Raw genomic sequence first — 12,937 nt, forward strand, 5'->3', positions numbered from 1 at the left:
AGTAATAAATTCTCTTATTAATAACTTCTATAAATATTAAAAAAGCGGACTCATAATCCGCTGTTTTTATTTTAAGAATGATTGCCTCGATAAGAGAGCGCTTCTGTAAGATGAGGACTTTGGATCATCTCACTTTGCGCCAAATCGGCAATGGTACGAGCGACCCGTAAAACACGATGATAAGCACGAGCCGACAGATTCAAACGTTGTTGAGCCATTTCAAACATTCGTTGAGAAGTACTATCAAGTACAGCATATTGCTCAAGTTGTTTCGGTGAAAGTGCTTGATTTAAACAATCTTGTCTTTGCATTTGTTGTTTATAAGCATAAATCACACGCTGTCTTACAGCCGTAGAGTCTTCAGCAGGCGTTGGATCTTGCAGTTCTTGAGCTTTTAAAGGCGGTACATCAATATGTAAATCGATACGGTCAAGTAATGGTCCTGATATACGGTTTTGATAGCGCTTAATACTCTCTGGCGAACATTGGCAACGGCTGTCTTGATTAAACGCATAACCACATGGACAAGGGTTCATTGCTGCAATGAGCTGAAAGTTTGCAGGATAGGTAATTTGCCGAGCTGCACGTGAAATAATGATTTCTTTTGATTCAAGTGGCTGACGTAAGACTTCTAGAACTTTTCTGTCAAACTCAGGGAGTTCATCTAAAAACAAAACGCCTAAATGAGATAAGGTAATTTCACCCGGTTTAGGATGCGAGCCGCCCCCAACTAGTGCAATGGCTGATGCCGTATGGTGGGGCGCCCGAAATGGACGCTGTCCAAAGGTATGTGGTGTATTTGAAATAGAATAAATACTCGCGACTTCAAGCGTTTCCTGATTAGAAAGCGGTGGCAAAATTGAAGGAAGACGTGAAGCGAGTAAAGTCTTACCTGTACCTGGTGGTCCTTTAAAGAGCAGCGAGTGGCCGCCTGCGGCGGCAATTTCTAGTGCGCGACGTGGACGTAGCTGACCTTTTACATCTGCCAGATCAAATTTATAAGGCATTTGGTTTGAGGTCGTTGCAGGTTCAATCGAAGATAGTGATTTTATGCCCAAGAAATGATCACAAACTTCTTTTAAATGGCTCACTGGATAACATTCAAGATTCGGTAAATGGCTAATATCCTGACTGTTATCGAGAGGTAAAAGCATTTTATGCTTGGCCTGTTGACACGCCATTGCCAAAGTTAAAGTGCCTGATACTGGTCTTACATGGCCATCTAAAGCTAATTCACCAATTAATTCAAAATCTTCGGCACAGTTTTCTGGGAGCTGGCCAGAAGCAATTAAAATACCTATAGCAATAGGTAAATCTAGACGTGATCCATCTTTGGGCAAATCTGCTGGTGCAAGATTAATGGTCAGCCGTTTTGTTGGAAATTGAAATCCACTATTAATAATGGCTGAGCGAACTCGGTCTTTACTTTCTCTTACCGCCGCCTCTGCTAGGCCGACAATAGTAAGAGAAGGTAAACCTTGACTCACATGTACCTCGACCTCAATCAAAGGTGCATGTAAACCTAAAAGTCCCCGTGTATAAATTTTAGAAAAGGACATCTTATTGTTCCATTATGGTGCTTCATTTTTAATCGTTGTAAAGTATAAATGCGCTACGTTGGTGCTTATTTTTTATTCTTTAAAGTTTCTTCTAACAAACTTACTTGTTTTTGTAGCTCTTCTAAACGTTGATTGGCTGATTGAAGTGCAGTCTTTTGACGGTCGATCTCTTGTTTGGAAACAAGATCCAACTTTTCGACCGCTTCATTTAATAATGCACGTAAATTTTTTTCCAAATCTTTTTTAGGCTCATCAATTTGTTCCAGAATGGCCTGTAGCAAAGTTTCTAGCATGAAATATCCAAAGTGTTGTATTACCTTATGCTTTACAGTTTAACACTGCTTAAGCGCGGGATATAGGTTTCAATTTTTTTAGTGCAAATAGATCATTAAATCAGCACATAACACTACTGAAAATTCATTTTATTTTTGATAGCTCATCTACATCTTGCTCACTAAATAGGTTATAAAGAAAGTTCATGCAAAAGATTCATTTCCCTCAACCTTTGAAATATTGGCATGAAAATTGAACATAAAACCTTACTGGTGAAAAGAAGCCGAAGGAAACAAACATGAAGCTTGTAACTGCAATTGTAAAACCGTTTAAATTGGATGACGTGCGTGAAGCACTCTCTGACATTGGTGTACAAGGGATTACCGTAACTGAAGTTAAAGGTTTTGGTCGTCAAAAAGGGCATACTGAACTCTACCGTGGCGCGGAGTATGTGGTTGATTTCTTACCTAAAGTAAAAATCGAGATTGCGATTAGTGATGAAATGGTCGACGCAGTAATTGAATCAATTACACGTGTCGCAAGCACTGGAAAAATCGGCGATGGTAAGATTTTTGTGACTAACCTGGAACAAGTAATCCGTATCCGTACGGGTGAAACTGGACCGGATGCTGTCTAAATTGGCACAAAGCTTGCTGAGTAGAAAATAACTCGCAAATGAGGTTGGGGGACACGAATGAAAAAAATGCTTATGGCGCTCAGTCTATCAGGCGCTCTTTTGGGTGGTACTGCCGTTTGGGCAGAAGAAGCTGTAACAACGCCAACATCGGAAGTTGCGGCTGCATCAACATCTCCAGCTACTGCAACTACTACTGCAGAAGCACCAGTTGCTGAAACTCCAGCAGCTCCAGCACCGACACCTACGCTTGATACGGGTGATACCTCTTGGATTCTAGTTTCAACCGCATTGGTTCTATTAATGACCATTCCGGGATTGGCATTATTCTACGGCGGTATGGTACGTAAAAAAAATGTACTCAGTACGATGATGTTCAGCCTTTCAGCTGCAATCTTGGTAAGTTTGCTGTGGGTGATTGCTGGTTACTCAATCGCGTTCTCTGGCACAGGTGCATTTTTTGGTGATTTGTCTAAAGCAATGCTAAACGGGGTAGCGTTTGATGCATTAAGTGGGACAATTCCTGAAAGTCTCTTTGTTATTTTCCAAATGACTTTTGCCATTATTACAGTGGCGATCCTTAGCGGTTCTATTGCAGACCGTATGAAATATTCAGCTTTCATGGTGTTTATTGCAGTTTGGGTGCTCGTTGTTTACGCACCAATTACCCACTGGGTGTGGGCTGCAGATGGCTGGTTATTTAAAGCAGGCGCATTAGATTTTGCTGGTGGTACAGTTGTACATATCAACTCAGGTGTTGCAGGTCTAGTTGCTGCTTACATGCTTGGAAAACGTATTGGCCTTGGCCGCGAATCTATGGCTCCGCATAACCTGACTTTAACTGTAGTGGGTGCAAGCTTACTTTGGGTGGGTTGGTTCGGCTTTAACGGTGGTAGTGCTCTAGGCGCTGGTGCTCGTGCAAGTATGGCAATTTTAGTGACTCAAGTTGCCGCTGCCGCTGCTGCATTCTCTTGGTTAGTTGTTGAACGTATGATCCGTGGTAAAGCATCTGTATTAGGCGGTGCTTCTGGTGCGGTAGCTGGCTTAGTTGTGATTACACCAGCAGCAGGTTTTGTTGGGGTAGGCGGTGCTTTAGTCATGGGCCTTATTGGTGGCGTAGTGTGCTTCTGGGGTATTACAGCACTTAAACGCTTACTTAAAGCCGATGATGCTTTGGATGCGTTTGGTTTGCATGCGGTAGGTGGTATTGTCGGTGCGATTTTAACTGGCGTATTCTACAGTGACGAAATTATTAAAGCAGCCAATGTTGCATTAGCTCCAACATTCGCTGGCCAATTATGGGTACAAGTTGAAGGCGTATTGGCAACAATGGTTTACAGCGGTATCGCGACTTTCGTTATTCTTAAAGTGATTGATCTTGTGATTGGTATCCGTGTTAATGCTGATGATGAACGCATGGGTCTGGATTTAAGCCAACATGGCGAACGTATCGAATAATTCGTAATATATTCCAATCAAAAAACAGTCTTCGGACTGTTTTTTTGTCTTGAAGAATGCTGGTTCTGTAAGTGTAGAAATTTTGCTACACTAGGTCAAAGTAATCGACCCTATAAATCCGCTATGCATTGTCCATTTTGCAACGCCGCAGATAGTAAAGTCATCGATTCACGTTTAGCCGCCGAAGGCTGTCAGATTCGTCGACGTCGTGAGTGTGTAAGTTGCGGTGAACGTTTTACCACTTTTGAAAGCTATGAAGTGGTAATGCCCCGTGTGATCAAATCGAATGGAAAAAATGAACCTTTCGATGAGGCCAAATTACGCCGTTCGTTAATGCATGCTTTGCAAAAACGTCCGGTCACACAAGAGCAGATCGAAACAGTTTTAAGTGATATTCAGTTGCAGATTCGCCGTTTAGGTGAGCGTGATGTGAAATCTAGAACAATTGGCGAAATTGTCATGCAATCTTTATTTGCCCTTGACCATGTTGCTTACGTCCGATTTGCTTCTGTCTATCAAGATTTTCAGGATGTTGAAGCGTTTCGCCGTCAAATAGAGCAAATGCAACAACGTGAACACTAATCATTTGAGATTTTTATGTCTGAGTTGAAACAAGATCAGTATTGGATGCAGCAAGCTATTGAACTTGCCAAACGAGGACTATATTCGACCAAGCCTAATCCAAATGTTGGTTGTGTGATTGTCAAAGATGATCAGTTAATTGGACAAGGCTTTCATCCTAAAGCAGGTCAGCCACACGCTGAAGTTTTTGCCTTACGTGAGGCGGGTGAACATGCAGAAGGGGCAACGGCTTATGTCACGCTTGAACCATGTGCGCATTATGGCAGAACCCCTCCTTGTGCCGAAGCATTGGTGAAAGCTCAAGTTAAAAAAGTAGTGGTCGCTTGTCCTGATCCAAATCCATTGGTGGCAGGTAAGGGTGTTCAGATTTTGAAAAATGCCGGAATTGAAGTAGAAGTTGGCATTTGTGAAGATTTAGCATCAAAACTTAATCAAGGTTTTTTAAAGACAATGTCTACAGGCATGCCTTATGTACGTTTAAAGGTAGCCTCAAGTTTAGATGGGCGTACTGCAATGGCATCAGGTGAGTCGAAGTGGATTACTGGTTCGGCTGCACGCCAAGATGTCCAGCATTGGCGTGCCATTTCTGGAGCAGTGATTACAGGTATTGAAAGTGTGATTGCAGATGATTGTCAGCTTAATGTGCGTTCACTCAATAATTTTGATATCGAGATGGTTGCTCAGCCAAAACGTGTCGTTTTAGATCGCCAAGGGCGTTTACCACTTAACGCTAAGATCTTAGAGAATCCTGAAACTGTGATGGTAATGGGGCCGTATCGTCAAGAACTTGCTGATTTAGGCGTGATACAATTAGAAATTCAGCCTTTAAAAATGCTGTTACAGACCCTATCTAAGCAACATCAAATTTATGATGTGTTGGTTGAAGCTGGCGCAACATTGTCTACTGCCTTTTTGCAAGAAGGTTTGGTGGACGAATTGATCAGTTATATTGCCCCGACCTTATTGGGGAAAAGTGCAAGGGCCATGTTCAATGCAGAGTTTGAATATATGGCAGAGCAACTTCGTTTTACACTTCTTGATGTGACACAAATTGATCAAGATATACGCTTAAGGTTAATCCCTACGCAAGAGAAAGTATGAATTCAGAGCCTTCGGTTTATCACAAACGTCGTCATGCAGCCCGTACGACAGACGAATATCTTTTCCATCAGCTTGTGCCGTACTTGGGTAACAAGCGCCGATTGCTCCATCTAATTTTAGAAGCCCTTGAAATTACAGGGACACTGAATAGCAAGAAAAAGAATCCACCGATTTTTGCCGATTTCTTTGCCGGCAGTGGCGTTGTATCTCGTTTAGCACGTCAAAATGGTTACCGTGTGATTGCGAATGACTGGGAACCTTATAGTCATGCTTTAAATCATGCGATTTTAGCCTGTGTAGATGCACCTGCTTTTAAAGAACTGGGGGGCTATCAAAAGGCAATCGATTATTTAAATCGCTTACCTGAAGTTAAAGGTTGGGTAACGCATAACCTTTGTCCACGTAACGATGATGTATACGATCCAACTCGTGACCGTTTATTCTTTAAACGCCGTAACGGTATGCGTATCGATGCAATTCGTCAGCAGATTGCAACATGGCAGGCACAAGGTGCAATTAATGATGTAGAGATGAGTGCTTTGCTTGCGCCATTGCTCTATTCAGCTAGTTTTGTCAGTAACACGAGTGGTGTATTTAAAAGCTTCCACCAAGGGTGGGGCGGACGTACTCAAACTGCGTTAGAACGAATTGAATCATTACTTTGGTTAACACCGAGCCGTTTTTGTGAGATTGGTGATCGCAAACGTCCGGCTGCTGAAATGTGGTGTGTAGATTCACAACATCTAGCAAATCAAATGAGTGGTTTTGAGGTTGATGTTGCCTATCTCGATCCACCATATAACCAGCACGCATATAGTAGTAATTACCATGTTTTAAATGCACTAACTTTATGGGATCAGGTGGATTTACCTTCACCGGATACCAAAGGTTATAAGAGTGGTATTGATAGAGCATGGCGTAAAGAACGCCCAAGTCCATATAACTCTTCTAAACATGCAAAAGATGCGTATGAGAAATTACTTTCAACGATCAATGCACGCTATATTCTGACCAGCTATTCAACTGATGGTAATATCGAGCCGAAAGATTTACTTATGGCCAATCTGGAACGAGGCAAAGTGACCTTGTTAACACAAGATGTTCCGCGCTATCGAGTGAGTAAACAACGACAGTCTGAACGTGCACGCGTGCTTGAGTTTATTGTGATTACGGATACTCATGCCAAGTCAGGACCACCATTACGTCAGTTATTAGGCCAGCTTTACCACTTCGCCGAGCTAGGTGGTGTAGATACCTCAGGCAATAGTACACAGCTCGCACTTTGGTAAGCGCTGCAATTTAAGCAGTGTAAAAAGATTTGGAGATTGAGCCATGTTTACAGGCATTATTGAAAGTTTAGCTAAAGTTGAAAGCCTGCAAAGTGTAGGTGGTGATGTGCGTCTACGTATTCAGACTGATCTGGATATGTCTGATGTACATTTGGGTGATTCGATTGCAACCAATGGTATTTGTCTTACAGTGATTGAATGGGGCGATAACTGGTACGCAGCAGATGTTTCCCGTGAAAGTTTAAATCGAACGACTTTGGGTAACTGGAAAGTTGGACAACGTGTCAATGTTGAAAAGGCAATGTTACCGACAACGCGCTTTGGCGGGCACATTGTAAGTGGTCACGTTGATGGCGTAGGTGAAATTACCGTAGTGCGTGAAGATGCTCGTTCAATCTATTATGAAGTTACAGCACCGACAGAACTTGCTAAATATTTGGCGGAAAAAGGTTCGATAACTGTTGACGGAATTAGCTTAACGATTAACCACTTACGTGGAAATATTTTAAGCTTGAATTTGATTCCGCATACGGCAGAACGTACCAATATTGGAACATGGCAAGTAGGCAGTAAGGTCAACCTTGAAGTCGATGTGTTGGCACGTTATATCGAGCGTTTATTGCTCGGTGATAAAGCTGCTGAGCAAAAAACTGAGTCAAATATTAGTATGGCTTTTTTAGCTGAAAATGGTTTTTTAAAATAAAAGCCAGATCATCAAAATAAAAAAACCGGAACATATGTCCGGTTTTTTTATTTTTAAAAATTAATGCTTGGTGAGTGTAACCGAATGTGTGCCGACCCATGGTTTAGTATGCTGAGTACGTGTAATTGAAAACTCACCTTTTTCTGACGCTCGTGTCAGCAAGATTGAAAGTGAATTAAAGTCGTTATGACTCATATAAAGTTCTTGTGCTGAAAATGTCCATTGCTCACCCTGATTAAGCTGCTCAAGTTGCTTTGAAATCTGATGCGGAATGTCCATTTCTTACCCTCATTAATTATCTTAAAATCGCTACTTTCTATTCTCATAATCAATTGATCTACAAGAATAATATTTATGTCTATTTTGTGACATATAGGTGTCAGTTTTATGACACAAGAAGTTTTACAACATTACTTCTCTATTTTTTCATCAGAAAACTTAGAGTTCTTTAAAATGTATTCAATTTCTTCTTGAGCTGCCGAATGTAATTTGGCTCGGAAAGCCGTTACAGACTCTTCAATTAAGTTTTCAGCTTCAAGTTCTAAACGAATGCGTAAACTTTCAAGCTCAGATAAGATTTGATCATCGGTGATACTAAGTTTTACGCCAGCAGAGTAATTGACGGCTGGGGTTTCAGGGTTTTTCTGATAACGTGCAGTTTGTTCTGCAACTTCTTGTTCTAAATGACTACGTAATGTCTGTAATGTTTCAGTTTGTTCATTAAACTTGCGAATTTCGTCTGCTTGCAACTCCGCAGCATAAGCAGCTTCTGATGCACGTTTATCAGCAAGTGCTTTTTCTAAAGCGAGTTGACGACGGATACGTGCTTGCTCAATCAGCTCTGCCTTAAGGTCCGCGTAAGCTTGTTCAATTTTTTGCTGTGATTCTAACTGCGCTTTTTCGTCATTTAAAACCCAAAGCTGAATAGGGGTTTGTGGTTCTAATAAGTCACAAATACGTGCCAGATCCTGTTGATAGGCATGACGGACAGCTTCAGGCGCATTTAACCATCTTTTTTTAAAATCTTGCCCGACATTTAATGCCACCATGCTTCTCCTTTGTTCAACAGTATTTACATTTTAGCGCGTTATAATTTAAAGGTCCGCGGTTCTATACCCAAACGGCGATACATTTTAAATTTTTCTCGGCCAATTTGCTTGGCTGTTTCATTATTTTCAACAATTTCTATAATGTGGCTAAAATGATCAACTTGTTCAAGTGCATGATTGTTAAAATTAAATACTAACAAGCCTTGTTCAAGCGGTTGTTTAGCCGAAATACATACAGCAGCCTCAGGTTGATCAACTCCATGTGGAATGAAACTGACAGGGTCGAAATCCCATAATCTTTCATCAAGAGTTTGTTGTAGCTGCACATCTGGGCAATACCACCAGATTTTAGGATGCTTCTGTAAAATCTTTCGGCATAAACGGCAAGCACTATCGACTTGCCGTTCTTCACTGGTTTCAAACAGATAAAAACTAACTTTAGCCATTCGTATTTACACGATTCGCTAAAAATTGCATGAGTAATGGTACTGGACGACCTGTTGCACCTTTAGCTGGACCAGATAACCACGCTGTTCCTGCTACATCTAAATGAGCCCAACGGTACTCACGTGTAAAGCGCTCAAGGAAACATGCTGCCGTAATCGCACCGCCGTATGGACCTCCGATGTTTGCAATATCAGCAAATGGTGAATCAAGTAATTCTTGATAATCTTCAATGACTGGCATACGCCATACACGGTCAAATGATTGCTCACCCGCTTGTTGAAGTTCAGCTGCTAAAGCATCATCTGGTGAGAACAAACCACTCAGTACTTTACCTAAAGCGACTACACATGCACCAGTTAATGTTGCGATATCAACCACGACTGCTGGGTTGAAGCGTTTGATATAGGTCAATGTGTCGCACAGTACCAAACGACCTTCAGCATCGGTATTTAAAATTTCAACAGTTTGTCCGCTCATGGTTGTCACAATATCACCTGGGCGAGTTGCTTTACCTGAAGGCATGTTTTCCGCAGCTGCAATTGCTCCAACGACATGAATAGGAAGTCTTGCCTCGCATAGCGCGCGAATAGTACCTAGTACAGAGGCTGCACCGCACATATCGAACTTCATTTCATCCATGCCTAGGCCTGGTTTTAAAGAAATACCGCCTGTATCAAAAGTAACGCCTTTACCAACAAGCACAACAGGCGCTTGATCGATTCCAGCTTGGTATTCGAGTGTTACGATACGACCCGGACGTTCAGATCCTTTGCTGACTGCAAGAAAAGCATACATACCTAAATCAGCCATTTGCTGTTCATTTAAGACAGTTACTTTGAGTAAGTCAGGGAATTCTGCAGCTAAAGCTAATGCTTGTTCTGCCAAATATTCAGGGAAGCAAATGTTGCCTGGACGGTTGCCAAGGTCACGTGCATACGACTGACCAGACTGTACGGCATGCACTAAAGCCAGTTGTTTTTCATCGAGGCTCGTCGTTGAACTAATTAAATCAACCTGTTGTAACACAAATTCATTTTTTTTCGATTTAAACTCATCATAACCATAAGCTGCTTGAGTTAAGCTTAAAGCGAATAAATAATGGTATTCGACAGGTAACGCAGCAATATCAATCGCGATATGCTTAAATTTATTTTGTGTCGATTTGATAATGGTTTGGGCAAGTTTAGCGAGCTTAACCGCCTGAAGTTCGGCTGTTTTTCCTAGGCCAAGTAATTGGCTATGAGGTTGATTTGAAATCTGACCGAATAAAGGCAGAGTTTCATTGAAGTTGCCTTTGAATTGGGTAGCAGTAAGAACGCTTTCTAGGTTATTGATTTGATATGTGTTGATGTTGCTTTGTAGCTGTTCTGAATCAACTAAAACCCACAAAGATTCATTAGATGTCTGTTCGGGAAAAGTTGTATAAGTTGTAAATTTCATGGCTGCCGTGATTGCCTATAGAAAGTTATGTTGGATTAAAACATTGAAACACTTTCAAGCATAGCGTTGCAATGTGCGGTTTTATATTTTTAACATTCGGGTAAACTAGCACACGTCCCGATTAGCCTTTTGGAAGTATTACTTTGATTATTCGGCGTTATCTCGTCAAGCAAGTTGTCTCTACCTCATTGGTGGTCATTTCTTTACTGACCTTAATCATGATGGGTGGTCGTCTGATCAAATACTTTGGTGTGGCGGCGCAGGGACGTTTAGATGCCAGTATCTTATTTAGCATCATTGGATATCGTTTACCTGAATTTCTAACACTCATTTTACCATTGGGTTTCTTCATTGGTTTAATGTTGGTGTTTGGTCGTTTATATGTTGACCATGAAATGGCTGTCTTAAATGGTAGTGGTGTAAGCCGTCATCAATTAGCACGATTACTCATTCCAATGACGCTTGTTTATATGGTGTTTCAGTCTGTGCTTATGCTCTGGATGACGCCATGGGGACTACGTGAGTTTGAAAAACTGACAACGACACAAGCTGTCCGGACAGGTTTCGATTTGGTTCGACCAAGAGAGTTTATTTCCTCTGGGCCATATACGATCTATGCAGGTTCATTGTCAGAAGACCGAAAGAATTTGAAGGATATTTTCTTTTATCAGCGCGCTGCTAAAGAAGATAAGCCAGATGTTATGATTTTGGCAAAAGAAGCGACTCGTGTAGAAGTTGCAAATGACACCGCCAATGTCGTTGATCTGGTACAAGGTCGTCGCTATGAAATATTCCCGGGACAACCAAAATATACACAAGCGGAGTTTCAGTCTTATCGTCTACGTTTAGAAAATGACAAAGATGTTAAGTTTGAGAGTGGCGATGTAGAAGCACTATCAACAACAAAACTCTTTTCAAAAACGAATGATTCAGTCATCAGAAGTGAGTTGGGATGGCGTTTATTTGGGCCATTCACCATTGTTATTGCGTTAATGCTATCAGTGGCATTGTCTGAAGTGAGTCCACGACAAGGCCGTTATTACCGTCTTATTCCGGCGATTTTTATTTTTTCCAGTCTGATCGTATTAATGATTGCAATCAAGACTCGTATTAGTAAAGAAGAACTCGATATTTGGGCTTATCCTGCCGTGTTAGTTGTGTATGGCGTTGCTGCCGCCTTATTCTCACGTAAGCAGAAGTTAGGACCAAAAATCAAGAAACAGATCAAGCGAGTGAAATTATAATGTTAGCACGTCGAATAGTCGCCAAATATGTGACGAAAACCACTGCGCTTGCGATGTTTGGCACCACAGTTGTTTTGTCCATTCTTCAGGTCTTATTTACATATCTTGGCGAGTTGGGTGAGCTCAAACCAGACTATAACGCATGGCAAGCTCTCGTCTATGTCTTGTGGGGAGCTCCTCGCTATCTCTATGAAATTTTACCTATCTCTGCCTTGATTGGTGCTGTGATTGGACTGGGCTCATTGGCAACGAGTAGTGAACTCATTGTTATGCGTTCAGTGGGTGTTAGCTTATGGCGTATTGTCGGTTGGGTTATGCGCTCAGCTTTACTGCTTATTATTTTGTCGTTTGCTTTAAGTGAATGGGTTATCCCTTACACGAATGAAAAAGCACAAAGTGTTAAAAGCCATCGTTCAGTAGCTGCTTTAGGTGAAGTTAAAGGTTATTGGTCACGTGAAGGGCAGCGATTTATCTATATCGACTATGCTAACTCTCAAGGCAATTTAAGAGACATTCAAGTGGTCGACTTTGACCAGAATTATTACTTGCAATCATTAATTAATGCTCAGCAAGGACAGTTTATTAAAAATGGTCAATGGGCTTTGAAAAAAGCTGAACAAATGGACATTTTGGCGGCAGGCAATGCCATCAAAACTGACCATGAAGAACAATCGCTTGCTTTAGCATTACAGCCTAAATATGTGCACATGGTGACTTTAGATCCTGAAGATTTATCACCAAGTCAACTGATTAGCTTTATGCGTTATATGGATGAATATAGTCAGGTACCAAAGACGTACCAATTGGCTTTCTGGCAAAAAGTTGCTTCGCCGTTTTCACTCATTGCATTAGTTCTCGTGGCGTGTTCTTTTATTTTTGGACCATTACGCCAACAATCGATGGGTTTCCGTTTGGTGATCGCATTGTTTATTGGTTTGAGTTTCTATTATTTGCAAGATTTCTTGGGCTATGCGAGCTTGGTTTATTCCCCATCTCCAGCATGGTTCGTACTTGTACCTATCTTGCTAATGTTTGGTGCCGGAAGTTATTTGCTTTACCGCGCTCGCTAGAAATAAGTGATATTTATGGTTTTCATCAATCGCGGATATTGGTGAAAGCCATAGGAATAAATAGAGTCTTGACCGAAAATTCGGTAAG

General features: G+C 41.4%; 14 protein-coding genes. 8 read left to right on the top strand and 6 right to left on the bottom strand.

The annotated features are described in order from the left end of the window. Window positions 1-71: 71 nt before the first annotated feature. Window positions 72-1,559 carry a YifB family Mg chelatase-like AAA ATPase gene (locus B806_RS0105870; protein WP_017385860.1) on the bottom strand — a complete coding sequence of 496 codons (1,488 nt, stop codon included), beginning with the start codon at window positions 1,557-1,559 and terminating at the stop codon, window positions 72-74. 65 nt (window positions 1,560-1,624) lie between these two features. Next, window positions 1,625-1,852, bottom strand: a complete 228-nt coding sequence (locus B806_RS0105875) for an accessory factor UbiK family protein (protein ID WP_002121136.1) — start codon at window positions 1,850-1,852, stop codon at window positions 1,625-1,627. Between the two features lie 278 nt (window positions 1,853-2,130). On the opposite strand from B806_RS0105875, the gene glnK reads away from it, so the two are divergent. From glnK to B806_RS0105905, 6 genes are all read left to right on the top strand, one after another. Next, window positions 2,131-2,469: a P-II family nitrogen regulator gene (gene glnK, locus B806_RS0105880; RefSeq protein WP_000780326.1), complete on the top strand. Its 339-nt coding sequence runs from the start codon at window positions 2,131-2,133 to the stop codon at window positions 2,467-2,469. Between the two features lie 57 nt (window positions 2,470-2,526). After that, entirely contained in the window at window positions 2,527-3,924 is a 1,398-nt protein-coding gene (locus B806_RS0105885; RefSeq protein WP_017385861.1) for an ammonium transporter, read from the top strand. A gap of 123 nt (window positions 3,925-4,047) precedes the next feature. Beyond that, window positions 4,048-4,506 (top strand): transcriptional regulator NrdR, encoded by a 459-nt coding sequence (nrdR, locus tag B806_RS0105890; RefSeq protein WP_000543541.1) that lies wholly within the window; start codon window positions 4,048-4,050, stop codon window positions 4,504-4,506. Between the two features lie 15 nt (window positions 4,507-4,521). Then, complete coding sequence (gene ribD, locus B806_RS0105895; RefSeq protein ID WP_017385862.1) at window positions 4,522-5,607, top strand: bifunctional diaminohydroxyphosphoribosylaminopyrimidine deaminase/5-amino-6-(5-phosphoribosylamino)uracil reductase RibD; 1,086 nt, start codon at window positions 4,522-4,524, stop codon at window positions 5,605-5,607. Beyond that, complete coding sequence (locus tag B806_RS0105900; RefSeq protein WP_002121221.1) at window positions 5,604-6,896, top strand: DNA adenine methylase; 1,293 nt, start codon at window positions 5,604-5,606, stop codon at window positions 6,894-6,896. The genes ribD and B806_RS0105900 overlap by 4 nt, the downstream gene beginning before the upstream one ends. Before the next feature lie 43 nt (window positions 6,897-6,939). Beyond that, window positions 6,940-7,599, top strand: coding sequence for a riboflavin synthase (locus B806_RS0105905; protein WP_017385863.1), 660 nt, complete (start codon window positions 6,940-6,942; stop codon window positions 7,597-7,599). 60 nt (window positions 7,600-7,659) lie between these two features. Here the strand turns inward: B806_RS0105905 and B806_RS0105910 are convergent, their stop codons facing one another. The 4 genes from B806_RS0105910 to B806_RS0105925 form a co-directional block, all read right to left on the bottom strand. Further along, complete coding sequence (locus tag B806_RS0105910) at window positions 7,660-7,878, bottom strand: hypothetical protein (RefSeq protein ID WP_002121224.1); 219 nt, start codon at window positions 7,876-7,878, stop codon at window positions 7,660-7,662. Between the two features lie 131 nt (window positions 7,879-8,009). Further along, window positions 8,010-8,648 (bottom strand): hypothetical protein, encoded by a 639-nt coding sequence (locus tag B806_RS0105915; RefSeq protein WP_002121184.1) that lies wholly within the window; start codon window positions 8,646-8,648, stop codon window positions 8,010-8,012. Window positions 8,649-8,686: 38 nt separating this feature from the next. Further along, on the bottom strand, window positions 8,687-9,094 hold the full coding sequence (locus B806_RS0105920) for a DNA polymerase III subunit chi (RefSeq protein ID WP_017385864.1): 408 nt from the start codon (window positions 9,092-9,094) through the stop codon (window positions 8,687-8,689). Continuing rightward, entirely contained in the window at window positions 9,087-10,535 is a 1,449-nt protein-coding gene (locus tag B806_RS0105925; RefSeq protein WP_005079478.1) for a leucyl aminopeptidase, read from the bottom strand. Before B806_RS0105925 ends, B806_RS0105920 begins: the two co-directional genes overlap by 8 nt. Before the next feature lie 143 nt (window positions 10,536-10,678). On the opposite strand from B806_RS0105925, the gene lptF reads away from it, so the two are divergent. Beyond that, the gene (gene lptF / locus B806_RS0105930; RefSeq protein ID WP_017402754.1) at window positions 10,679-11,779 is read left to right on the top strand and encodes an LPS export ABC transporter permease LptF; all 1,101 of its coding nucleotides are present in this window, start codon (window positions 10,679-10,681) and stop codon (window positions 11,777-11,779) included. Further along, window positions 11,779-12,849: an LPS export ABC transporter permease LptG gene (lptG, locus tag B806_RS0105935; protein ID WP_002121203.1), complete on the top strand. Its 1,071-nt coding sequence runs from the start codon at window positions 11,779-11,781 to the stop codon at window positions 12,847-12,849. The genes lptF and lptG overlap by 1 nt, the downstream gene beginning before the upstream one ends. The last annotated feature ends 88 nt before the right edge of the window (window positions 12,850-12,937 follow it).

Source organism: Acinetobacter sp. TG2027 (assembly GCF_000302435.1).
Lineage (GTDB): Bacteria > Pseudomonadota > Gammaproteobacteria > Pseudomonadales > Moraxellaceae > Acinetobacter > Acinetobacter pittii.